This is a genomic window from Curvibacter fontanus, from assembly GCF_054780335.1.
The window spans coordinates 119857-141722 of record NZ_BAAGWN010000047.1; the positions used below are offsets into that span (position 1 = coordinate 119857).

General features: G+C 63.3%; 22 protein-coding genes, 1 tRNA gene and 1 pseudogene. 8 read left to right on the plus strand and 16 right to left on the minus strand.

What is annotated here, in order from left to right:
- Positions 1–55: 55 nt before the first annotated feature.
- From pilB to ACYVH8_RS17520, 6 genes are read left to right on the plus strand one after another with little or no spacing between them, the layout of a single operon-like run.
- Positions 56–1795, plus strand: a complete 1740-nt coding sequence (pilB, locus tag ACYVH8_RS17495; RefSeq protein WP_460490094.1) for a type IV-A pilus assembly ATPase PilB — start codon at positions 56–58, stop codon at positions 1793–1795.
- Positions 1796–1819: 24 nt separating this feature from the next.
- The gene (locus tag ACYVH8_RS17500; protein ID WP_460490095.1) at positions 1820–3037 is read left to right on the plus strand and encodes a type II secretion system F family protein; all 1218 of its coding nucleotides are present in this window, start codon (positions 1820–1822) and stop codon (positions 3035–3037) included.
- Positions 3037–3879: a prepilin peptidase gene (locus ACYVH8_RS17505; protein WP_460490096.1), complete on the plus strand. Its 843-nt coding sequence runs from the start codon at positions 3037–3039 to the stop codon at positions 3877–3879. The genes ACYVH8_RS17500 and ACYVH8_RS17505 overlap by 1 nt, the downstream gene beginning before the upstream one ends.
- A 3-nt stretch (positions 3880–3882) precedes the next feature.
- Positions 3883–4491: a dephospho-CoA kinase gene (coaE, locus tag ACYVH8_RS17510; RefSeq protein WP_460490097.1), complete on the plus strand. Its 609-nt coding sequence runs from the start codon at positions 3883–3885 to the stop codon at positions 4489–4491.
- Positions 4492–4513: 22 nt separating this feature from the next.
- Positions 4514–5269, plus strand: coding sequence for a cell division protein ZapD (gene zapD / locus ACYVH8_RS17515; RefSeq protein WP_460490098.1), 756 nt, complete (start codon positions 4514–4516; stop codon positions 5267–5269).
- A gap of 28 nt (positions 5270–5297) precedes the next feature.
- Positions 5298–5519 carry a DNA gyrase inhibitor YacG gene (locus tag ACYVH8_RS17520; RefSeq protein WP_460490099.1) on the plus strand — a complete coding sequence of 74 codons (222 nt, stop codon included), beginning with the start codon at positions 5298–5300 and terminating at the stop codon, positions 5517–5519.
- Positions 5520–5544: 25 nt separating this feature from the next.
- On the opposite strand, the gene ACYVH8_RS17525 is transcribed toward ACYVH8_RS17520, so the two are convergent.
- The 5 genes and pseudogenes from ACYVH8_RS17525 to ACYVH8_RS17545 all read right to left on the minus strand — a co-directional run.
- Positions 5545–6027: an NUDIX domain-containing protein gene (locus ACYVH8_RS17525; protein ID WP_460490100.1), complete on the minus strand. Its 483-nt coding sequence runs from the start codon at positions 6025–6027 to the stop codon at positions 5545–5547.
- Positions 6024–6902 carry an ATP-binding protein gene (locus ACYVH8_RS17530; protein WP_460490101.1) on the minus strand — a complete coding sequence of 293 codons (879 nt, stop codon included), beginning with the start codon at positions 6900–6902 and terminating at the stop codon, positions 6024–6026. Before ACYVH8_RS17530 ends, ACYVH8_RS17525 begins: the two co-directional genes overlap by 4 nt.
- A 114-nt stretch (positions 6903–7016) precedes the next feature.
- Positions 7017–8246, minus strand: coding sequence for a bifunctional glutamate N-acetyltransferase/amino-acid acetyltransferase ArgJ (gene argJ, locus ACYVH8_RS17535; protein ID WP_460490102.1), 1230 nt, complete (start codon positions 8244–8246; stop codon positions 7017–7019).
- Between the two features lie 34 nt (positions 8247–8280).
- Positions 8281–11025, minus strand: coding sequence for a preprotein translocase subunit SecA (secA, locus tag ACYVH8_RS17540; protein WP_460490103.1), 2745 nt, complete (start codon positions 11023–11025; stop codon positions 8281–8283).
- A 359-nt stretch (positions 11026–11384) separates the two neighbouring features.
- A pseudogene (locus ACYVH8_RS17545) lies at positions 11385–12359 on the minus strand (peptidoglycan DD-metalloendopeptidase family protein); the annotation flags it as partial.
- A gap of 84 nt (positions 12360–12443) precedes the next feature.
- On the opposite strand from ACYVH8_RS17545, the gene ACYVH8_RS17550 reads away from it, so the two are divergent.
- A complete protein-coding gene (locus tag ACYVH8_RS17550; RefSeq protein ID WP_460490104.1) occupies positions 12444–12701 on the plus strand; it encodes a hypothetical protein in 258 nt (85 codons plus the stop codon).
- A gap of 37 nt (positions 12702–12738) precedes the next feature.
- Here the strand turns inward: ACYVH8_RS17550 and ACYVH8_RS17555 are convergent.
- The 9 genes from ACYVH8_RS17555 to ACYVH8_RS17595 form a co-directional block, all read right to left on the minus strand.
- Positions 12739–12814, minus strand: a tRNA-Thr gene (locus tag ACYVH8_RS17555).
- Between the two features lie 57 nt (positions 12815–12871).
- On the minus strand, positions 12872–13390 hold the full coding sequence (locus ACYVH8_RS17560; RefSeq protein WP_460490105.1) for a ClpXP protease specificity-enhancing factor: 519 nt from the start codon (positions 13388–13390) through the stop codon (positions 12872–12874).
- Positions 13391–13401: 11 nt separating this feature from the next.
- A complete protein-coding gene (locus ACYVH8_RS17565) occupies positions 13402–14013 on the minus strand; it encodes a glutathione S-transferase N-terminal domain-containing protein (RefSeq protein WP_460490106.1) in 612 nt (203 codons plus the stop codon).
- A 157-nt stretch (positions 14014–14170) separates the two neighbouring features.
- The gene (locus ACYVH8_RS17570; RefSeq protein ID WP_460490107.1) at positions 14171–14926 is read right to left on the minus strand and encodes a cytochrome c1; all 756 of its coding nucleotides are present in this window, start codon (positions 14924–14926) and stop codon (positions 14171–14173) included.
- A gap of 16 nt (positions 14927–14942) precedes the next feature.
- Positions 14943–16355 (minus strand): cytochrome b, encoded by a 1413-nt coding sequence (locus tag ACYVH8_RS17575; RefSeq protein ID WP_460490108.1) that lies wholly within the window; start codon positions 16353–16355, stop codon positions 14943–14945.
- A 10-nt stretch (positions 16356–16365) separates the two neighbouring features.
- Complete coding sequence (gene petA, locus ACYVH8_RS17580) at positions 16366–16980, minus strand: ubiquinol-cytochrome c reductase iron-sulfur subunit (RefSeq protein WP_460490109.1); 615 nt, start codon at positions 16978–16980, stop codon at positions 16366–16368.
- Between the two features lie 174 nt (positions 16981–17154).
- Complete coding sequence (pdxA, locus tag ACYVH8_RS17585) at positions 17155–18204, minus strand: 4-hydroxythreonine-4-phosphate dehydrogenase PdxA (protein WP_460490110.1); 1050 nt, start codon at positions 18202–18204, stop codon at positions 17155–17157.
- Position 18205: 1 nt separating this feature from the next.
- The gene (locus tag ACYVH8_RS17590) at positions 18206–18964 is read right to left on the minus strand and encodes a Nif3-like dinuclear metal center hexameric protein (RefSeq protein ID WP_460490111.1); all 759 of its coding nucleotides are present in this window, start codon (positions 18962–18964) and stop codon (positions 18206–18208) included.
- Positions 18961–19341, minus strand: coding sequence for a hypothetical protein (locus ACYVH8_RS17595; protein WP_460490112.1), 381 nt, complete (start codon positions 19339–19341; stop codon positions 18961–18963). Before ACYVH8_RS17595 ends, ACYVH8_RS17590 begins: the two co-directional genes overlap by 4 nt.
- A 27-nt stretch (positions 19342–19368) precedes the next feature.
- Here ACYVH8_RS17595 and ACYVH8_RS17600 point away from each other — a divergent pair, with 27 nt between their 5' ends.
- Complete coding sequence (locus ACYVH8_RS17600) at positions 19369–20514, plus strand: S1C family serine protease (protein WP_460490113.1); 1146 nt, start codon at positions 19369–19371, stop codon at positions 20512–20514.
- A 9-nt stretch (positions 20515–20523) separates the two neighbouring features.
- Here the strand turns inward: ACYVH8_RS17600 and tatC are convergent, their stop codons facing one another.
- Both tatC and tatB read right to left on the minus strand, forming a co-directional pair.
- Positions 20524–21309, minus strand: coding sequence for a twin-arginine translocase subunit TatC (tatC, locus tag ACYVH8_RS17605; RefSeq protein WP_460490114.1), 786 nt, complete (start codon positions 21307–21309; stop codon positions 20524–20526).
- Between the two features lie 67 nt (positions 21310–21376).
- Complete coding sequence (tatB, locus tag ACYVH8_RS17610; RefSeq protein WP_460490115.1) at positions 21377–21844, minus strand: Sec-independent protein translocase protein TatB; 468 nt, start codon at positions 21842–21844, stop codon at positions 21377–21379.
- Positions 21845–21866: the final 22 nt, after the last annotated feature.

Consider the following 21866-nt stretch of genomic DNA (forward strand, 5'->3'; position numbering starts at 1 on the left):
GGCAATCGGCGATGATCCGTGGGTTTTCCTCCCGGAATATCGAAAAATACAGTCCATGGCCGCCGTCGATACCGCCATCCACCGCGATAACGCTCCCATCGCCCTGCCTGGACTGGGGCGCGCCCTCATACTGGCGGGCAAGCTGGAGCAGAAGTCGGCGGAAGAGCTCTTCCGTCGGGCCTCCAGCAACAAGAGCAGCTTCATTGCCGAACTCACAGGTTCGGGGGCCGTGTCCGCGGCCGATCTCGCGCACACCATGTCGGCGGCTTTCGCCGCGCCGCTGATTGACCTGGACGCTGTCGATACACAGCGCCTGCCCAAGGAACTGCTGGACCCCCGGATCTGTCATGACTACCGCGTGGTGGTCCTGGGCAAACGCAGCAACCGCCTGGTCGTCGCTACCGCCGACCCCTCGGACCAGGCTGCCGCCGAAAAGATCAAGTTCGCCAGCCAGATGGGTGTGGACTGGGTCATTGCGGAGTACGACAAGCTGCTCAAACTGGTGGAGGTGCATGCCACCACGGCCTCGGAAGCCATCGACAACATCATCGGCGGCGGCGACATCGAGTTCGACGAGTTCACGACCGAGGCGGTCAACGACAGCGCCGAATCCGCCGCCTCCGATGTGGACGACGCACCCGTCGTCAAGTTCCTGCACAAGATGCTGATCGACGCCATCGGCATGCGCGCCTCGGACCTGCACTTCGAGCCTTACGAGCACAACTACCGCGTGCGCTTCCGCATTGACGGTGAATTGCGCGAGATCGCCTCACCGCCCGTGGCCATCAAGGACAAGCTGGCCTCGCGCATCAAGGTGATTTCCAAGATGGACATCTCCGAGAAGCGGGTGCCGCAGGACGGCAAGATGAAGCTCAAGGTCGGCCCGGAACGGGTCATCGATTTCCGCGTCAGCACATTGCCCACACTCTTTGGCGAGAAGATCGTGATCCGTATCCTGGACCCGAGCAGCGCCAAAGTGGGCATCGACGCGCTGGGTTATGAGCCGGAGGAGAAGGAACGTCTGCTCAAGGCCATCGCGCGTCCCTACGGCATGATCCTGGTCACCGGCCCCACCGGCTCGGGCAAGACGGTGTCGCTCTACACCTGCCTGAATCTGCTCAACAAGCCCGGCGTGAACATCGCCACGGCCGAGGACCCGTCGGAAATCAACCTGCCGGGCGTGAACCAGGTCAATGTCAACGACAAGGCCGGACTGACCTTCGCCGCCGCGCTCAAGTCTTTCCTGCGTCAGGACCCCGACATCATCATGGTGGGTGAAATCCGCGACCTGGAGACCGCCGACATCGCCATCAAGGCAGCCCAGACCGGTCACCTGGTGATGTCCACGTTGCACACGAACGACGCGCCCACCACGCTCACGCGCATGCGCAATATGGGCATCGCGCCCTTCAACATCGCCTCCAGCGTGATCCTGATCACGGCGCAGCGCCTGGCGCGCCGCCTGTGCCCCAGCTGCAAGGCGCCGGTCGAAGTCCCCAAGAAAACCATGCTCGATGCCGGCTTCACGCCCACAGAACTGGACGGCTCCTGGATCAACTACCGGCCGGTCGGCTGCTCGGCCTGCAACAACGGCTACAAGGGACGCGTGGGCATCTACCAGGTCATGCCGATCAGCGAGGAACTCCAACGCATCATTCTGCGCGACGGTTCGGCCCTGGAGATTGCCAAACAGGCGCAGGCAGAGGGCGTTCGCTCGCTGCGGCAGTCCGGCCTGCACAAGGTCAAGCAGGGTCTGACTTCACTCGAGGAAGTCCTGGCCGTCACCAACGAATAACAAACGGGAGCTTCAGGGGACAGCATGGCAACAGCACAATCCAAAGGCAGCAAGGAACAGGTCTTCGAGTGGGAGGGCAAGGATCGCAATGGCAAGCTGGTGCGCGGCGAGATGCGCGCCGCTGGCGAAAACCAGGTGATGGCCTCGCTGCGCCGCCAGGGCGTCCTGCCGGGCAAGGTCAAGAAACGGCGGATGCGCTCCGGCAAGAAAATCACCGCCAAGGATCTGACCCTGTTCACGCGCCAGCTGGCCACCATGATGAAGGCCGGCGTGCCCCTGCTGCAGGCCTTTGACATCGTGGGCCGCGGCAACGCCAACCCGAGTGTGACGCGCCTGCTCAATGACATCCGCAACGATGTCGAAACCGGCACCTCGCTGAGCACGGCCTTCCGCAAGTACCCGCTCTACTTCGACAACCTTTACTGCAATCTGATCGAAGCCGGTGAGGCCGCCGGTATCCTGGACCAGTTGCTGGACCGCCTGGCCGTCTACATGGAAAAGACCCAGGCCATCAAGTCCAAGATCAAGTCGGCGCTGATGTACCCGATCTCGGTGGTGGTGGTGGCCTTCGTGGTGGTGGCCGTGATCATGATCTTCGTGGTTCCGGCCTTCAAGCAGGTTTTTTCTTCGTTCGGCGCCGACCTGCCGGCCCCCACATTGATCGTGATCGGCATGAGTGAATTCTTCGTCGCCTGGTGGTGGCTGATTTTCGGTGGCATCGGCGGTGGCCTCTATTTCTTCTTCCAGGCATGGCAGCGCAATCGCGAGATGCAGAAATTCATGGATCGGCTGCTGTTGAAAATACCGGTTTTCGGCGCCCTGATCGACAAATCGTGCATCGCACGTTGGACCCGGACACTCTCCACCATGTTCGCAGCCGGTGTGCCGCTGGTGGAAGCCCTGGATTCGGTGGGTGGCGCCGCGGGCAACTCGGTCTACGAAGATGCCACCCTCAAAATCCAGCACGAGGTTTCCACAGGCACCAGCCTGACGGCCGCCATGACCAATGTGCACCTGTTCCCGAGCATGGTGCTGCAGATGTGCGCGATCGGTGAGGAGTCCGGCTCGATCGACCACATGCTGGGCAAAGCGGCCGACTTCTACGAAGCCGAGGTCGACGACATGGTGGCCGGCCTGTCCAGCCTGATGGAGCCCATCATCATCGTGTTCCTGGGCACTATTGTCGGCGGCATCGTGGTCGCGATGTACCTGCCCATCTTCAAGCTGGGCCAGGTGGTCTGATGCTCGTCTCCCACGGGTTCGACGCCGGCCTGGCCGGTGTGCTGGGGCTGCTGATCGGCAGTTTTCTCAATGTGGTGATCTACCGTCTGCCCAAGATCATGGAGCGGCAATGGACCGCCGAGTGCGCCGAACTGGCCGGCAAGGAATTGCCGCAGACCGAAACGTTCAATCTGCTGGTACCCCGCTCACGCTGCCAGAAATGCGGTCACCAGATTCGCTGGTACGAGAACATCCCCGTGCTGAGCTACCTCTTTCTGCGCGGCAAATGCTCGGCCTGCGGCACACCCATCAGCCTGCGTTATCCCATGGTTGAACTGAGCACGGGTGCTCTGTTTTTCTACTGTGTCTGGCAGTGGGGGGGAACCCCAGCCGGTCTGGCCTGGTGCGGCTTCTCGGCAGCGATCGTGGCGCTGGCCCTGATCGACTGGGACACCACGCTGCTGCCCGACAGCATCACACAGCCCTTGCTCTGGGCCGGCCTGATCGTGGCCGCGCTGAAGTGGGGCAGCATCACCCTTCCCGATGCCCTCTGGGGGGCCGTGGCCGGTTATCTGGCCCTGTGGCTGGTCTACTGGAGCTTCAAACTCGCCACCGGCAAGGAAGGCATGGGTTTCGGTGATTTCAAGCTCTATGCGGCCCTGGGTGCGTGGTTCGGCTGGACGGCACTGGTGCCCATCATCCTGATGGCCTCGGTCATCGGCGCCATCGTCGGCATCACCCTGAAATTCAGCAGCGGCCTGCGCGAAGGGGGCTATGTGCCTTTCGGCCCCTTCCTGGCAGCAGCCGGGCTGACCGCCATGATCTTCGGCCCGCAAAGCATCCTGCGTTTCGTCGGGTTGTGAACGATGCGGGGCGTGACGCGTCTCGGACTCACGGGCGGCATGGGCAGCGGCAAGAGCACCGTGGCCAGCATGCTGGCCGAACGTGGCGCCATCATCATTGACGCCGACGCCATCTCCCGCCAGACCACCGCAGCAGGTGGCCCAGCCATCGACGCCATCCGACGGGCCTTCGGTCCGGAATTCATCACAGTGGAAGGCGCACTGGACCGCGATCACATGCGTGCGCTGGTCTTCAGTGATGCCACAGCACGACAAAAGCTGGAGCAGATCGTGCACCCGCTGGTCGGCCTGGAAACCCGGCGCCAGGTTCGGGCCGCCATCGAAGCTGGCCATGCCTGCATCGTCTTTGACATCCCCCTGCTGGTCGAATCCGCCCATTGGCGGGCCGAGCTCGACCAGGTGCTGGTCGTGGACTGCCGCCCCCAGACCCAGATCGAGCGGGTGATGCAGCGCAGCGGGCTCCGCCGTCACGAAGTCGAAAGCATCCTGGCCCAACAGGTGAGCCGGCGCCGGCGCCTGCAGGCCGCCGATCTTGTGATCTGTAACGACGATCTGAGCCTGCCTGAATTGGCCGGCCTGGTCGGGCTGCTGGCCAGTCGCTTCGGGCTATGATTCGCCGTCGGGAAATACCAGCGTGATCACCTACGAATACCCTTTCAACGAACGCATCCGGACCTACCTGCGTTTGGAAAACCTGTTCCGCCGTCTGCTGGATCTGGTGGCACGCGATGAGGCACTCGATCACCACTACGCCCTGGCCAGTCTCTTCGAAGTCATGGACGTGGGCGCCCGCGCCGATCTCAAGGCCGACGTGCTGCGCGACCTCGATCGCCAGAAACAGGTTTTGAACGGCTATCGCGGCAACCCGAGCATCGCCCAGGCCGTACTCGACGAAGTCCTGCAACAGATCGAGCATTGTCATAACCAGCTCGCCAGCCTCACAGGCAAGGCCGGTCACCACCTGACCGAGAATGATTGGCTCATGAGCATACGCAGCCGCATCGGCATCCCGGGTGGCACCTGTGCCTTCGATCTACCGGCCTATTACGCCTGGCAGCATGAAACGGGAGAGCAGCGCCGCGCCGACCTGCAGGGCTGGATCGCCACGCTGACCCCTCTGGCCGACGCCATCAGCCTGTTGCTGAGCCTGCTGCGTGACTCGGGTGTTGCACAAAAAGTCATGGCGTCGGGTGGTCAGTACCAGCAGCCCCTGCCCCAGGGACGCACTTTCCAACTGCTGCGCCTGAGCATCGATCCCGCCCTGGGTCTGATCCCCGAAATCAGCGGCAACCGCCTGATCGTCTCGATCCGGCTCATGCAACTGCAGGACGATGACCGCCTGCATGCCGGCAACCAGGACGCGGTCTTCGACCTGACGCTCTGTTCCTGATCATCGTCTTCTTCCAGCGAGTTCGAGCATGCCCCGCTCCGACGACAGTCTCCCCTCCGGAAAACCACGCCTGGTCACCTGCCCCAGCTGCGGTGGCGACAGCGTGTATACCCCCAGCAACCCCTATCGCCCTTTCTGCAGCGAGCGCTGCAAGAAGATCGACCTGGGGGCCTGGGCCAGCGAGAGTTTCCGCATGCCAGCCGAAGCACCGCCGGACGACCAGGAATTTGGCGACCCCAAGCTGCAATAGCCTGCAGCCCCATACGCCAAGGCCTTCAGGCTTTGGTGACCACCTTGTGCGTGGACCCAGTGTAGCCGCGCTCCTGCGCGAGCCACTGCAGGACAGGCACCGTGCCGGGCAGCACCGGCACCGACCGCACCGGCAGTTGTTCCCAGGCAGAAGACTGGCCTTCGCGCATCTGCAGTTCGCCCTGCCAGACCGACACCTTGCAGAAATTCAGTCGCACGAGCGCGTGCGGGTAATCCACCAACTCCGTCTTCCAGGCCTCGATCCCCAGCGCCTCGATGCCCAGTTCCTCGTGCAGTTCACGCCGCAAGGCCTGGGCCACGCTTTCGCCGACCTCCAGTTTGCCGCCAGGGAATTCCCAGTAACCCGCATAGACTTTCCCTTCAGGCCGGGAGGTCAACAGGAAACGCCCGTCTGACTGGATCAGCACGCCAACAGCGACTTCGGTCACCGGCCGGTCAACGCCACCTTCGCGCGGCCTGTCTCCGTCAGCGACCAGGGGCCGGCTCATGCCCGGCCCGTGTGCTTGCCGGCGTAATCCTTGGCGAACTGGTAGGCGACACGGCCGCTGCGGGAACCGCGCTCCAGCGCCCAGACCAGGGCTTCAGGCTGGGCCGCCGTGATGGCCGGCTCCGACACACCAAAGGACAACAACCACTGCGCCACGATGCTCAGGTATTCATCCTGGCTGAAAGGATAGAAGCTGACCCACAGGCCAAAGCGCTCGGACAGGGAAATCTTTTCCTCCACCACCTCGCCGGGATGGATCTCGCCATCATCGGTATGCGTGTAGCTTAGGTTGTCCTTCATGTACTCGGGCAGCAGGTGGCGCCGGTTGCTGGTCACGTAGATCAGCACATTGGCCGTGGTGGCCGCCACCGAGCCATCCAGGATGGACTTGAGCGCCTTGTAACCGGGCTCGCCCTCCTCGAAACTCAGGTCATCGCAGAAGACGATGAATTTTTCGGGACGCTGGGACACGACCTCAACGATATCGGGCAAGTCCACCATGTCGGTCTTGTCGACCTCGATCAGGCGCAGGCCCTGGCCGGCATAGGTGTGCAGGCAGGCCCGGATCAGTGAAGACTTGCCGGTGCCTCGCGCGCCGGTCAGCAGCACGTTGTTGGCCGGCAGACCACGCACGAACTGTTCGGTGTTGCGCTGGATTTTTTCCTTCTGCTGGTCGATTTCCCTGAGCTGGTCCAGCTTCATCTCTCCGACATGACGCACCGGCTCGATGACACCGTGCCCCGAGCTGCGCTTGCGGTAGCGATAGGCAATGGACGCCTCCCAGTCGGGCTGGCTCAGGGGCTGGGGCAGGATGGTCTCGATGCGCAGCATCAGCTGCTCAGCGCGTTCGAGCAGGCGTAAGAATTGTTCGTTCATATGGAAGACAGTTTATTCGCGGGCACCCGCAGAACCGGCTTTGCCGGGCTGCTGGGTGCGCCCCCTCAAGGGGGGGGTGGCGCAGCGAACGAAGTGAGCGAAGCCTGGGGGTATTCAAGATCTGTAGTCGGCGTTGATGGTGACGTACTCATGGCTGAAGTCACAGGTCCAGACCGTGTCCTCGGCCTGACCACGCCCCAGCGCCACACGCACGGTGATCTCGCTCTGCTTCATCACGCGCTGCCCGTCTTCCTCGCGGTAGGACGGGTTGCGACCGCCCTGCACGGCGACATGCACATCGTCCAGGAAAAGATCGATGCGGCTCTGGTCCAGGTCGTCGATACCGGCGTAACCTACCGCCGCCAGAATGCGGCCCAGATTCGGATCACTCGCATAGAAAGCGGTCTTGACCAGGGGCGAATGCGCGATGGCATAAGCCACCAGCCGGCACTCCTCGGCCGTCTTGCCACCCTGCACGCGGATGGTGATGAATTTGGTGGCGCCCTCGCCATCGCGCACGATGGCCTGCGCCAGCTTGCGCGCCACCTCCAGCATGGCGGTCTTCAACTGCCTGCCCTCCGCGCTGTCCAGCGACTCGATCACCGGATGCGCGGCCTGGTTGCTGGCGATGACAACAAAGGAATCATTGGTCGAGGTGTCGCCATCGACCGTCACACGATTGAAGGAGCCTTCGGCCAGTTCGCGTGCCAGCTGCTGCATCAAGGCCGGGCTGACACGGGCATCGGTCGCCATATAACCCAGCATGGTGGCCATATTGGGGCGGATCATGCCGGCGCCCTTGCTGATGCCGGTCACGCTGACCTTGACGCCGGCGATGACAAGCTGGGTACCGAAGGCTTTGGGCACGGTATCCGTGGTCATGATGCCTTCGGCTGCACGTGCCCAATTGTCCTCGCGCGCGTCGGCCAGCGCTGCGGGCAGACCAGCCTCGATGCGATCGTGCGGCAGGGGCTCCATGATCACGCCAGTCGAAAAAGGCAGAACCTGCTCGGGCGCAATCTTCAACTCTCGGGCCAGGGCCGCACAGGTGCTGCGCGCCCGCGTCAGGCCTTCCTGCCCGGTGCCGGCATTGGCATTGCCGGTGTTGATGACCATGGCACGGATGCCACGCCCTGCCGCCAGGTGCTCACGACAGACCTGAACCGGCGCAGCGCAGAAGCGGTTCTGGGTGAAGACACCGGCAACGGACGCCCCCTCATCCAGCAACACCACCGTCAGATCCTTGCGGTTCGCCTTGCGCACACCGGCTTCAGCCACACCGATGCGCACACCGGCGATGGGAAAGAGTTCAACGGGGTTGGGTGCAGACAGATTGACGGGCATCTTGCAACTCGTATCAGAGGTTCGGGCGATCGGCTCAGCTCAGCTTGCCGTGACAGTGTTTGTATTTCTTGCCACTGCCGCAAGGGCAGGGCTCGTTGCGCCCGACACGCGCAACGGCAGCCACCTGGGTGGCAGTATCGACCGTGGTTTGCACTTCCCCGGTTTCGGTCGGCGCGGTATACGTCACGTTGGCAATGTGTTCGGCCTTGCTCTCCATGGCTTCAGCCGCCTGCTCGATCTGTTCGCTGGATTGCACCCGCACCGTCATCAGGACCTTGGTCACCTCGTTCTTGACGGAGTCCAGCAGTTGGCCGAAGAGCTCGAACGCTTCGCGCTTGTACTCCTGCTTGGGCTGCTTCTGTGCATATCCGCGCAGATGGATACCCTGACGCAGATAGTCCAGCGCACTCAAGTGCTCACGCCAATGGGTGTCGATGCTTTGCAGCAGCACCATGCGCTCGAACTGGGTGAAATTGCCGGCGCCGACCTGGGCCACCTTGGCTTCATAGGCTGCATGCGCAGCGGCGGTCACCTTCTCAAGAATATCTTCATCGCTGATCGCGCTGGCATTCTGAACCGCGCTTTGCAGCGGCACGTCAAGTTGCCACTCGTCATGCAATACTTTCTCGAGAGCAGGAATATCCCACTGTTCTTCAACGGATTCCTCGGGCACGAACTGGCGCACGAGGTCTATGAAGCAACCTTCGCGCAACGAAGCGATCTGGGTCGACAAGGCTTGCGCGTCGAGAATCGCGTTGCGCTGCTGGTAGATCACCTTGCGCTGGTCGTTGGCAACGTCATCGTATTCGAGCAGCTGTTTGCGGACGTCGAAGTTGCGGGCTTCGACCTTGCGCTGGGCGCTCTCGATGCTGCGCGTGACGATACCCGCCTCGATGGCCTCGCCCTCGGGCATCTTGAGGCGTTCCATGATGGCTCGCACGCGATCGCCTGCAAAAATGCGCATCAGCGCATCGTCCAGGCTCAGGTAGAAACGCGAAGAACCGGGGTCACCCTGGCGGCCGGAGCGGCCGCGCAGCTGATTGTCGATACGGCGCGACTCGTGGCGTTCGGTCGCGATGATGCGCAGGCCGCCCAGGGCCACGACCTTCTCGTGCTCCTGGTTCCACTGCACGCGCAGGGCATCGATCTGCTTGTGCCTGCCCGCCTCGTCCAGCGTTGTATCGGCCTCGACGGCCTCGATCGCCTTCTCGACGTTGCCGCCCAGCACGATGTCGGTGCCCCGGCCCGCCATGTTGGTGGCGATGGTGATCATCTTGCTGCGCCCGGCCTGCGCGATGATGTCTGCCTCGCGCGCGTGCTGCTTGGCATTGAGCACCTGGTGTGGCAACCTGGCCTTCTCCAGGAGCTGAGCGATGATCTCGGAGTTCTCGATCGAGGTGGTCCCCACCAGCACCGGCTGACCACGCTCGTAGCAATCGCGGATATCCGCGATCGCAGCCTCGTATTTTTCGCGTGTGCTCTTGTAGACACGGTCGAGCTGGTCATCGCGGCGGCTGAGCCTGTTCGGCGGGATCACCACGGTTTCCAGGCCGTAGATTTCCTGGAACTCGTAGGCCTCGGTATCGGCCGTGCCGGTCATGCCGGACAACTTGCCATAGAGACGGAAATAGTTCTGGAAGGTGATGGAGGCCAGGGTCTGGTTCTCGGCCTGGATGGCCACGCCCTCCTTGGCTTCGACCGCCTGGTGCAAGCCGTCGCTCCAGCGGCGGCCCGTCATCAGGCGGCCGGTGAATTCGTCCACGATGACCACTTCACCGTTTTGCACCACGTAGTGCTGGTCACGGTGGTAGAGATGCCGCGCCCGCAGACCCGCATACAGATGGTGCATCAGCGTGATATTGGCCGGGTCGTAGAGACTGGCGCCCTCGGGCAGCAGGCCGGCCTGGGCCAGCAGGGTCTCGGCCTTCTCGTGTCCCATCTCGGTCAGGAAGACCTGATGGCTTTTTTCATCAACCGTGAAGTCGCCCGGCGTGATGACGCCTTCGCCGGTGCGTGGATCGGCCTCTCCCTCCTGGCGCACCAGCCCTGGCACCAGTTTGTTGATGGCCACATACATGGCCGTATGGTCTTCCGCCTGACCGCTGATGATCAGAGGTGTGCGCGCCTCGTCGATCAGGATGGAGTCCACCTCGTCAACGATGGCGTAGTTCAGACCACGCTGCACCCGGTCCGCCACCTCGTAGACCATGTTGTCACGCAGGTAGTCAAAGCCATACTCGTTGTTGGTGCCGTAGGTGATGTCGGCTTGGTAAGCCGCCTGCTTCTCCTCGCGCGATATCTGCGGGAGGTTTACCCCCACCGTCAGGCCCAGGAAGTTGTACAGGCGGCCCATCCACCGCGCATCGCGGTTGGCCAGATAGTCGTTGACGGTCACGACATGCACGCCCTTGCCGGTCAAGGCATTGAGGTACACCGGCAACGTGGCAGTCAGTGTCTTGCCTTCACCCGTGCGCATTTCCGAGATCTTGCCCTGGTGCAGCGACATGCCCCCCATGAGCTGCACGTCGAAATGCCGCATCTTCATGACGCGCCTGGAGCCCTCCCTGACGACGGCGAAGGCCTCGGGCAGCAATGCCTCCAGACTTTCTCCTTTGCTGATGCGTTCGCGGAATTCTCCAGTCTTGGCCTGCAAGGCGGGGTCACTCAGCTTCTCGAACTCCGGCTCCAGCGCATTGATGCGGGCAACCGCGCCGCGGTACTGCTTGAGCAACCGGTCGTTTCGGCTGCCAAAAATTTTGGTGAGGATGTTGATGCCCATGAACGCCGCACCGCCCTGTCGGTCACGAAAACCGGCGAGGCCGTGCAATCCTTATCAGTCTAGATGATGAGTGTCGCCAGCTAAGGCGACAGCTGTCCCCGGCGCCTGACAGTGCCGGGAGCGCGAAGCGCTTGATTCTACCTTTGAGCCGCTGGGGCAGCCGGGGCGAGGGATACGGGCGGAGCCGCCATGACGGCAGCCGCTACCGACGACGACGGGGCGGCGGATGCCTGGGCAGCGCCAGAGGACGACGGCACGATCGGCGCCATCACTTTGAGCGACGGAACCACTGGCGCCGGCTGGACAGCGACGGGCGCCGCCGCCTTGGGGGCAGCAAGGGCGGGAACCGCCGCGACAGCCGGGGCAGCAACCCTGGCAGGGGCTGGAATCTGGGGCGCCGCCGCGAGTGCGAGCTGCTGTGCCGGCAGGCTGCGGCTGGCGTTCATGAATTTGTGCGGATCCTGGGGCACGCCGCGGACCAAGACCTCGAAGTGCAGATGGGGTCCGGTCGAGCGTCCCGTGGTGCCCACTTCGCCGATTTTCTGTCCCCGCTTGATCAGATCGCCCTTTTTCACCATGACCTTGGACGCATGGGCATAACGGGTGATCAGGTCCTTGCCATGGTCGATCTCGATCATATTGCCGTAGTCGGGGCGAAATTCCTGCGTCACCACCACACCACCGGCTGCGGCCAGGATGGCCGTGCCCACCGATGACTGGTAGTCGATGCCTGTGTGCAGGGCCGAGCGTCCCGTGAAGGGGTCGATACGCCAGCCAAAACCCGAGCCGGCGCCACCAAAGGCGACCGGGTGCTGGGTCGGGATCATCATGGTGCGAACTTTCTGTTCGAACAGCCGGGATTCGACAACCGACAGCAGGTCGGTGCGCTGTCCGGTCAACCGGTCCAGATCGGCCAGCGTGGCCTGGAGTTCATCCATGGTCAGCGGACGACCCGACACCAGGGCGCCTCCCTGGCCCGGCTTGGCCTTGATATCAGCGGGGTTGATGCCGGCCAGACCGGAAACACGTTCACCCAGCGATTCCAACTGGAGCAACTTGGCCTGCATCTCCCCGAGGCGACGCGCCATGACGTCGAGGTTTTCGCGCATGAAACGGTCGCGCAGGGCAAACTCATCCTTGACCACCAGCTTGACTAGGGCGCCAATCACCGGCCAGCCCTCGCGTGCGCCCTTGAGGAACACCCAATGGTAGAGGCCGGCAGCCACCAGCATCAATGCAAAAGACAGGCTCAGGCCAGCCAGCAGCAGCTTGGTACCACTCAGATGTATTGCACGGCTTTTGGCCAGCCATGCATCCGTGATAATCAAATGCATCTTTATTCCTTCTCAACCCACCCTCGAATGACGACCCGCCGCCATCAGCCAGTCACTCTGCTGCAGGCAACACAGGAATCGCCCATGCTGGCACGGCTGAGCGAGCTCAGCAAGGACTCCGTCGCTCGGCTCACAGCCGTTGAGGCGATGATACCGGCCGTGCTGCGCCCTGCGGTCACGGCTGGCCCGATCGATGGTTCGAATTGGTGTCTGATTGTTAACAGCAATGCTGCTGCTGCCAAAATCCGCCAGCTCCTGCCGGCGATGGAGGCTCATTTGCGCACCAAGGGGTGGCAGGTTAGCGCAATTCGCCTCAAAGTACAAATCCAGGCTTCACGTTGAAAGCAGGAAACGTACCCAAACAAGGCTATCGCTGAATTGGTGCCGATTGTCGGAATCGAACTGACGACCTACCGCTTACAAGGCGGTTGCTCTACCAACTGAGCTAAATCGGCACGCTGACAATTTTACTGCACGGCTCTTGGGAGGCTCCCCCCAAGAGCCGTGCAGGTTTACTTGACGCGCTTGAGGGCTGGACGACCCGCGCCTGGTCTGGGCGGCTCGGGCTCGTCGTCCGCCTCATCACCGTGCGCCGGCTCGACACTGCTCAGCAACCCCGTCGGGCCAGTCCCCGGGCCAGGTTCTTCAGGCAGCCCGACCGCGCCCGTTTCATCGGCGATCGAGGCCGATGGCTGGCCGTCCTCGTCCAGCGCGAAAGCCATGCCCTGCCCGCTTTCGCGCGCATAGATGGCCATGACCCGGTCCAGCGGGACCATGATGTCGCGCGCCACGCCAGCAAACCTGGCCTTGAACTCGATGTAGTCATTGCCCAGCTTCAAGGCGCTGGTGGCGTCCATGCTGATGTTGAGCACGATCTCGCCGTCCTTGACGTACTCGCGCGGGACACGCACCGTGTCATCAACGCGCACCGCCACATAAGGCGTCAGGCCGTTATCGGTACACCACTCGTAGAGGGCGCGGATCAGGTAGGGGCGGGTCGATGTCGGCCCGCTGGCACTCGTCGTGGACACGGAGGCTGGCCTTACTTGCGCATCACCTTCTCGGACGGCGTCAGCGCTTCGATGTAGGCCGGGCGCGAGAAGATGCGCTCCGCGTACTTGAGCAGCGGCGCCGCATTCTTGCTCAGTTCGATGCCGTAGTAGTCCAGGCGCCAGAGCAGGGGGGCGATGGCCACGTCCAGCATGGAGAAGTTGTCACCCAGCATGTACTTGTTCTTCAGGAACACCGGGGCGAGTTGGGTCAGGCGGTCACGGATGTGCGAACGGGCCTTCTCCAGCGCTTTTTCGTTGCTCTTGGCGGCACGTGATTCCAGCATGGACACATGGACAAACAGCTCCTTCTCGAAATTGAGCAGGAACAGTCGCACGCGGGCACGGTCCACCGGATCGCCGGGCATGAGCTGCGGGTGCGGGAAGCGCTCGTCAATGTACTCGTTGATGATGTTCGATTCGTACAGGATCAGGTCACGCTCCACCAGGATGGGCACCTGGCCGTAGGGGTTCATGACGCTGATGTCTTCCGGCTTGTTGTAGAGGTCGACGTCACGGATCTCGAAATCCATGCCCTTCTCGAACAGGACAAAACGGCAGCGGTGGGAAAAGGGGCAGGTCGTGCCCGAGTACAGCACCATCATGGTGGGAGGCTCCTAAAAATCAAAACTTTGCTTCAGGGCAGCCTGCTCCGTCAGCGGATCAGGTCGAAACAAAAAGAGTGGGATGCATTGTCGCAAACCCACTCTATAAATAGCAAGTTTTGCACCGTTTTGGTGCAAAACAAATCAAAATCGCCGCTTACTTGATGTCTTTCCAGTAGGCAGCATTAAGACGCCAGGCGAACAGCGTGAAAACCAGCAGGAAGAGCATGACCCAGACACCGACACGCACACGCGTGTTCTGGGCCGGCTCACCCATCCACTGCAGGAAGTTCACCAGGTCGCCAACGGCCTGGTCGTACTGCAACGGGGTCATGCTGCCTGCGCCCACTTGCTGCCAGCCTTTGAAGATCTCGACTTCGTGGCCGTGCTCCGTGTGCGTCTCGAAGACCGGACGACGCTGGCCCTGCAACTCCCACAGCACGTGCGGCATGCCCACGCTGGGGAAAGCCAGGTTGTTCCAGCCGGTGGCCTTGGTCTCGTCGGGATAGAAGGTGCGCAGGAAGGTGTAGAGATAATCGGCCCCGGTGCCGCCGTGGCCCGCACGCGAACGGGCGATCACGGTCAGGTCGGGCGGGTTGGCGCCGAACCATTCCTTGGCCTGCTTGGGATCGATGGCCGACTTCATGGTGTCGCCAACCTTGTCGGTCGTGAACAGCAGGTTGTCCTTGATCTGCTCGGAGGTGAAGCCGATGTCCTGCAGGCGGTTGTAGCGCATGTAGGCGGCCGAGTGGCAGTTCAGGCAGTAGTTGACGAACAGGCGGGCGCCATTCTGCAGCGAGGCATGGTCGCTGGTGTTGACAGGCGCCTTGTCCCAGGCGATGCCGCCGCCGGAGGCCAGGGCAGCGCCGCTGAGGACGAGGGAAGTGGTCAGGGCAAGAATGAATTTTTTCATTTTTGTAGTCTCCGGCTCAGTGGGCCTCGAAGGTCACACGGCTGGGCACCGGCTTGGATTCACCCAGACGGCTCCACCAGGGCATCAGCAGGAAGAAGCCAAAGTAGAACAGGGTACCCACCTGAGACACCCGCTCACCGATCGGCGAGGGCGGCTGCACGCCCAGATAGGCCAGGATGACGAAGTTGATCACGAAGATGCCGTACAGGACCTTGTGCCAGTCCGGGCGGTAACGGATCGACTTGACCGGGCTGTTGTCCAGCCAGGGCAGGAAGAACAGGATGACAACGGCGCCGCCCATGACGACCACACCCCAGAACTTGGCGTCGATGGCCAGCATGAGGGCGATCAGCACCACCGCACCACCCGCTACCGCGCCCTTGAACAGGGTGGGCAACTTGCCCTTGACCACGGCCAGGCCGGCGGCCAGCAGCACGCAGGCGATCAGCGCGTACATCATCTCGCTGGTGATGGCGCGGAGCATGGAGTAGTACGGCGTGAAGTACCAGACCGGGGCAATGTGGGCCGGGGTCTTGAGCGGATCGGCCGGGATGAAGTTGTTGTACTCGAGGAAATAACCGCCGAACTCGGGCGCGAAGAACACGATGGCGGAGAACACCATCAGGAACACGCCCACACCCAGCAGGTCGTGCACGGTGTAGTAGGGATGGAAGGGAATGCCGTCCAGCGGCTTGCCCTTGGCATCCTTGGGCGCTTGCGGGCCCTTGATCTCGACGCCATCCGGGTTGTTGGAGCCGACATCGTGCAGGGCCAGCAGATGGGCCACCACCAGGCCCAGCAGGACCAGGGGCACGGCGATCACGTGGAAGCTGAAGAAGCGGTTCAAGGTGGCGTCACCCACCACGTAGTCGCCACGGATCAGCAGGGCCAGGTCCGGACCGACGAAGGGGATGGCGGCGAACAGGTTCACGATCACCTGGGCGCCCCAGTAGCTCATCTGGCCCCAGGGCAGCAGATAACCCATGAAGGCCTCGGCCATCAGCACCAGGAAGATGGCACAGCCGAAAACCCAGACCAGTTCGCGCGGCTTGCGGTAGCTGCCATAGATCAGGCCGCGGAACATGTGCAGGTAGACCACCACGAAGAAGGCGGAAGCGCCGGTGGAGTGCAGGTAACGCACCAGCCAGCCCCAGGGCACGTCGCGCATGATGTACTCGACCGAGCCGAAGGCCAGGGCTGCATCAGGCTTGTAGTGCATGACCAGGAAAATGCCGGTCACGATCTGGATCACCAGCACCAGCATGGCCAGTGAGCCGAAGAAATACCAGAAGTTGAAGTTCTTCGGAGCGTAGTACTCCGACATGTGGACGCGGTAGGCGTCGAACGCGGTCGGGAAGCGGTTCTCGAACCAGTTCAGCATCTGGGCGCTGACGGGCGCGCCGGCGGGGAGTTCCTTGAATTCAGCCATGTCTTGTTCCTCAAGCCTTCTTGTCTTCGCCGATCAGCAGCTTGCTGTCGGACAGGTACATGTGCGGCGGCACTTCCAGGTTGTCGGGCGCCGGTTTGTTCTTGAAAACGCGGCCGGCCATGTCGAAGGTCGAACCGTGACAGGGGCAGAGGAAGCCGCCTTGCCAGTCGTCGGGCAGGGAAGGCTGGGCGCCGGGCTGGAACTTGTCGCTGGGCGAACAGCCGAGATGGGAGCAGATGCCCACGGCCACCAGCACCTCCGGCTTGATGGAGCGGTGCTGGTTACGGGCGTATTCGGGCGTCAGCTCGGACGGTTTGCGCTCGGACTTGGGATCCGCGAGCAGGTTTTCGGTCTTGTTCAGGCTCTCAAGCTGCTCGGGCGTGCGCTTGACGATCCAGACCGGCTTGCCGCGCCATTCGGCGGTCAATTTCTCGCCCGGCTTGAGGGCGGAAATGTCAACCTCGACCGCCGCGCCGGCGGCCTTGGCGCGCTCGGAGGGCTGGAAGGAACTGACAAAGGGTATGGCGGCTGCCACGCCACCCACGGTACCTGCACAACCTGTGGCAATCAGCCACGTCCGTTTGCTCGGGTCCATCTGACTCTTATCGGCAAGCGTGTCGCTCATGGAAATCCTCAATCAAAACTACCGTATTCGGAATATATGAACACTGACTTATATGATCACTCAGATCAGCTAATGATTCTAGCTGACGTCATCGGGGCCAAAGCGGAGTTTGGGAGCTTGCGCACTGATGCGCAATAACCGGGAGCGCTAACCCCAGGGGCGTAGGCGCCGATTTCACGCATGGCACCGGCTCAACTGGCGCACCATGCGAACCGCCTCGATCAGGCTGGAAGCATCGGCCCGGCCGGTACCCGCTATGTCGAAAGCCGTGCCGTGGTCCGGGCTGGTACGCACCAGCGGCAGGCCCAGCGTGACATTCACGCCTTTCTCCACGCCCAGATATTTCACAGGGATCAGTCCCTGGTCGTGGTACATGGCGACCACCACATCGAATTCCCCAGGCTTGCCAGGTACCGCACGAGCACGCATGAAGACGGTATCGGGGGCATACGGCCCATGCACATCCAGGCCCTCGGCACGCGCCTGTGCCAGCGCCGGCGTGATGATGTCGGCCTCCTCCCGCCCGAAGAGCCCGCCTTCACCCGCATGCGGATTGAGCCCGGCCACCGCAATGCGTGGAGCGCGGCCCAGCAGCGGCGTCAAGGCCGCGTGCGTGATACGCAGCGTCTGCAGAACATGGCCGAAGGTCACCGCCTCGATGGCCTGGCGCAGCGACATGTGGATGCTGACCAGCACGGTACGCAACTCGTCATTGGCCAGCATCATGCGAACCGGCAGCTCGCCCACCGGCTTGCCCAGGAAGGCGGCTGCCTCGGCCTGCAGCAGCTCGGTGTGGCCGGGGAAGGCATCGAAAGGCGCACCGGCGACAGCCAGGGCTTCCTTGTGCAGGGGCGCGGTGACCAGGCCGGCAATCTCGCCGCGCAGCGCGGCCTGTGCCGCCCACACCACACAACGCCCGGCCAGACGGCCAGCCTCGGCGCTGATGCGGCCGAAAGGCACGGGAGCCGCCAGCGCCTCGACCTGCAGCACCGGCAGGCAATGCGGCGGCGCCGTCAGCGCCTCTTCTGCACTGTCCAGCAGCACGAGCGGCTGGACAGCCTCGCCCTCGCGCCGGATCAACTGCGTTGCGCGCCGCAGCGTGGCGGCATCACCCACCACGAAGCAGCCACGCGTCAGTTCGGGGGCATCGCGAAAGGCCTTGGCGATGATTTCCGGTCCGATGCCGGCGGCATCGCCCAGGGTGATGGCCAGCGGTCGCGTCATGTCAGGCCGGGTTGTCGATCTCGATGAACTCATGGATCAACCCCAGCTGTGCCGCAACATGTCCCGCCACGGCCGGCGCGCCATAACGCTCGCTGGCATGGTGACCGCAGGCGATGAAGGTGACACCGCACTCGCGTGCGTAGTGCGCCTGCGGTTCGGAAATTTCACCGGTGATGAAGGCGTCGGCGCCGGCGGCGATGGCCGCCTCGAAATAAGCTTGCGCGCCGCCCGTACACCACGCTACGTTTTTAATAGCACCGACGGAACGACCCACCACCGTGACGGTGCGATTCAGCGCTTGCTGCACGTGGCTGGCCAACGCCGCCGCATCGGCAAACAGCCCACCATCCAGGCGCTGCCCCAAGAAACCCAGATCCTGCTCACCAAAACGGGTTTGCACCTGCAGGCCCAGCCTTACCGCAAGCTGGGCGTTGTTGCCCAGCTCAGGATGCGCGTCCAGCGGCAGGTGGTAGGCGTAGAGATTGATGTCATGTGCCAGCAGCAGGGCCAGGCGTTGTTTCATCCAGCCCGTCACGCGGCCGTCCTGGCCGCGCCAGAACAGGCCGTGGTGCACGAAGATGGCGTCGGCCTGCGCCGCAATCGCTGCCTCGATCAGGGCGCGGCTGGCCGTGACGCCGGAGACGATCTTGCGCACCGGCAGGCGCCCTTCCACCTGCAGGCCGTTGGGGCCGTAATCGCGAAAGCGCTCGGGTTGCAGCAGAGCATCAAAGGCCTGCAGAAGCTGGGTGCGGTCCGTCATGGCGCCGATTGTCGGTCAGTTTGCGGGTCCGCCTGGCCTGGCGATACCTCCAGGCTGCAGTCGCAGCCCTGGCCAGCAGCAATCCAGCGGCCGGCCAGCCGCCGCAGCACCGGCAGCAGGACGGGCGCCAGCCAGCCCAGGCCGGTCGGCAGGGCGGCACCAAGCACTTCCCGCGGCTGCAACATGGCGCCACAGCGGTACTGGGCCCGGACCTCCTCCCAGCGCAGCGCCGTACAGGCACCACGGCGGCGCCCCGACAGCAGGATGCCCAGCGGACAGGGCTCGTGCAGGCAGCATACGCCGCAACCGTTGCAGGGCAGGCCCAGGGCCGGCTTGGGCGGGGCAAGCGCTTGAATATGAACGATCCGGGGCAACATGGCAGCAGGCACTCTACAATTTCCAACATGAAACGATACTGGCTACTGTTCTCGCAAGCTGTCACCGTCCTGTTGGCGGCTTACTTTGTCGTGGCCACGCTCAAGCCCGCCTGGGTCATGCAGCCGGGCGAAACACCGACGGTCGCCCTCTTCCAGGCGCCCTCCGATCGCAACGCAGCGCCCTCTCCCGGCAGCTTCCGCCTGGCGGCCCAGAAGGCCTCGGCCGCCGTGGTCAGCATCAACACCAGCAAGGCGACCCGGCGCAATCCCAACAGCAACGACCCCTGGTTCCGCTTCTTCTTCGGTGACCAGGACAACGAGCCCCAGGTGGGCCTGGGCAGCGGCGTCATTGTCAGCCCCGGCGGCTACATCCTGACCAACAACCACGTGATCGAGGGGGCCGATGAAATCGAGGTCATCCTCAACGACAGCCGGCGCAGCCGCGCCCGCGTGATCGGCAGCGACCCGGACAGCGATCTCGCGGTGCTCAAGGTCGAACTCGACAAGCTGCCCGTCATCGTGCTGGGCAATTCCGACGCGCTACAGGTGGGCGACCCGGTGCTGGCCATCGGCAACCCTTTCGGCGTGGGCCAGACCGTGACCAGCGGCATCGTCAGCGCCCTGGGCCGCAACCAGCTGGGCATCAACACCTTCGAGAACTTCATCCAGACCGACGCCGCGATCAATCCCGGCAATTCAGGCGGCGCCCTGGTGGACGCCAGCGGCAACCTGCTGGGCATCAACACCGCCATCTATTCCCGTTCGGGCGGCAATATGGGCATAGGCTTTGCCATCCCCGTGGCCACGGCCCAGCAGGTGCTGGAAAGCATCGTCAAGGACGGGCAAGTCACCCGTGGGTGGATCGGCGTGGAGCCCAGCGACCTGTCACCGGAACTGGCCGAGACCTTCGGCGTCAAGACCGATGAGGGCGTGATCATCACCGGCGTGCTGCAGAACGGTCCGGCCGCCCTGGCCGGCATTCGTCCGGGTGATGTGATCACCCGCGTGGCCGACAAGCCGGTGCAAAATGTCTCGGAACTGCTGACCCGGGTGGCCGCGCTCAAACCGGGCAACCCGGCCAGCTTCGGCGTACGCCGTCAGGACCGCACGCTGGACATCAGCATCACACCGGGCGTGCGCCCGAAACCGCGCCGCGTCCCCCCGCAGCAATAGGCAAGCAGCTCAGGAATCGACCGGCTCGGCGTCGGGCGCCCGTGTGTGTTTGATGAAGACCTGCGCCGCCCAGATCCCCACCTCGTAGAGCAGACACATCGGGATGGCCAGCGCCAGCTGCGACACCACATCCGGCGGCGTCACGATGGCCGCGATGATGAAGGCCAGCACAATGAAATACCCGCGGAAATCCTTGAGCTTCTGGATGCTCACCAGGCCCATGCGCGCCAGCACGATGACCACGATAGGCACCTCGAAGGCCAGGCCGAAAGCGATGAACATGGTCAGCACGAAGCTCAGGTAGGCCTCGATGTCCGGCGCCGCCGTGATGCTCTTGGGCGCAAAACCCTGGATGAAGGCAAAGACCTGGCCAAAGACGAAGAAGTAGCAAAAGGCCACGCCGATGAAAAAAAGCACCGTGCTGGAGATCACCAGCGGCAGGACCAGTTTTTTCTCGTGGGTGTACAGGCCGGGCGCCACAAAGGCCCAAAGCTGGTAGAGCACCACGGGCAGGGCCAGCAGGAAAGCCGCCATCATCAGGATCTTGAGCGGCACCATGAAGGGCGAGATGACCGAGGTCGCGATCAGCGTCGCCCCCTTGGGCAGGTGCGCCACCAGCGGCGCCGCCAGCAGGTCGTACAGCGCGGCCGGGCCCGGGTAGATGGCCAGGATGGCTGCCGCAATGGCCATGGCGATCACCGTCTTGATGAGCCGGTCGCGCAGCTCGATCAGGTGCTGCACGAAAGGCTGTTCGGTACCGGCCAGCTCGTCGTCTTTGCTTTGTGGGTCTGCCATGCGTTCTTACAGGTTGCGGGGCCGCGCCACCCACACCCAGCTTGCATGCTGGGCGAGCCGGCGTGGCTCAATTCAGTTTCTGGGGCCGGTAGCGGGCCACCCGGGCCGCGCCCGACAGCGCCTTGGTGCGCACACCCTGGCGTGCCTTGTACCAGCTGGGCGTGGCCCCGCGCTTGAGGCGCCAGTTCTTGCCCGGGTGCTTGTACTCCGGCACCGAATGCAGGCTATTGGACAGATCCGTCGCACTGTCCAGCCCCGAGGTGGCCGTGTTCCAGTCCTTCTCGAAATCCGAGGTCGTGGTCTGAATCGAGTTCTCGACCTCCTGGGCCGCGCCCTCGACCGTGTTTTTCATCTTCTTGAGCTCTTCGAGCTCCATCGACCGGTTGACCTCGGCCTTGACGTCCGACACGTAACGCTGGGCCTTGCCCAGCAGCGTGCCGATGGTGCGCGCCACGCGCGGCAGCTTTTCCGGACCGATGACAATCAATGCCACCGCGCCGATCAGCGCCATCTTGGAGAGGCCGAGATCGATCATGCCTGGACCTTACGCGGGACGG

Bases quoted from the DNA above. Each gene is read 5' to 3' on its own strand.
- pilB (WP_460490094.1), top strand. From the start codon at position 56: ATGGCCGCCGTCGATACCGCCATCCACCGCGATAACGCTCCCATCGCC.
- ACYVH8_RS17500 (WP_460490095.1), top strand. From the start codon at position 1,820: ATGGCAACAGCACAATCCAAAGGCAGCAAGGAACAGGTCTTCGAGTGG.
- ACYVH8_RS17505 (WP_460490096.1), top strand. From the start codon at position 3,037: ATGCTCGTCTCCCACGGGTTCGACGCCGGCCTGGCCGGTGTGCTGGGG.
- coaE (WP_460490097.1), top strand. From the start codon at position 3,883: ATGCGGGGCGTGACGCGTCTCGGACTCACGGGCGGCATGGGCAGCGGC.
- ACYVH8_RS17520 (WP_460490099.1), top strand. From the start codon at position 5,298: ATGCCCCGCTCCGACGACAGTCTCCCCTCCGGAAAACCACGCCTGGTC.
- ACYVH8_RS17525 (WP_460490100.1), bottom strand. From the start codon at position 6,027: ATGAGCCGGCCCCTGGTCGCTGACGGAGACAGGCCGCGCGAAGGTGGC.
- ACYVH8_RS17530 (WP_460490101.1), bottom strand. From the start codon at position 6,902: ATGAACGAACAATTCTTACGCCTGCTCGAACGCGCTGAGCAGCTGATG.
- argJ (WP_460490102.1), bottom strand. From the start codon at position 8,246: ATGCCCGTCAATCTGTCTGCACCCAACCCCGTTGAACTCTTTCCCATC.
- secA (WP_460490103.1), bottom strand. From the start codon at position 11,025: ATGGGCATCAACATCCTCACCAAAATTTTTGGCAGCCGAAACGACCGG.
- ACYVH8_RS17550 (WP_460490104.1), top strand. From the start codon at position 12,444: ATGCTGGCACGGCTGAGCGAGCTCAGCAAGGACTCCGTCGCTCGGCTC.
- ACYVH8_RS17565 (WP_460490106.1), bottom strand. From the start codon at position 14,013: ATGATGGTGCTGTACTCGGGCACGACCTGCCCCTTTTCCCACCGCTGC.
- ACYVH8_RS17570 (WP_460490107.1), bottom strand. From the start codon at position 14,926: ATGAAAAAATTCATTCTTGCCCTGACCACTTCCCTCGTCCTCAGCGGC.
- ACYVH8_RS17575 (WP_460490108.1), bottom strand. From the start codon at position 16,355: ATGGCTGAATTCAAGGAACTCCCCGCCGGCGCGCCCGTCAGCGCCCAG.
- petA (WP_460490109.1), bottom strand. From the start codon at position 16,980: ATGAGCGACACGCTTGCCGATAAGAGTCAGATGGACCCGAGCAAACGG.
- pdxA (WP_460490110.1), bottom strand. From the start codon at position 18,204: ATGACGCGACCGCTGGCCATCACCCTGGGCGATGCCGCCGGCATCGGA.
- ACYVH8_RS17590 (WP_460490111.1), bottom strand. From the start codon at position 18,964: ATGACGGACCGCACCCAGCTTCTGCAGGCCTTTGATGCTCTGCTGCAA.
- ACYVH8_RS17595 (WP_460490112.1), bottom strand. From the start codon at position 19,341: ATGTTGCCCCGGATCGTTCATATTCAAGCGCTTGCCCCGCCCAAGCCG.
- ACYVH8_RS17600 (WP_460490113.1), top strand. From the start codon at position 19,369: ATGAAACGATACTGGCTACTGTTCTCGCAAGCTGTCACCGTCCTGTTG.
- tatC (WP_460490114.1), bottom strand. From the start codon at position 21,309: ATGGCAGACCCACAAAGCAAAGACGACGAGCTGGCCGGTACCGAACAG.
- tatB (WP_460490115.1), bottom strand. From the start codon at position 21,844: ATGATCGATCTCGGCCTCTCCAAGATGGCGCTGATCGGCGCGGTGGCA.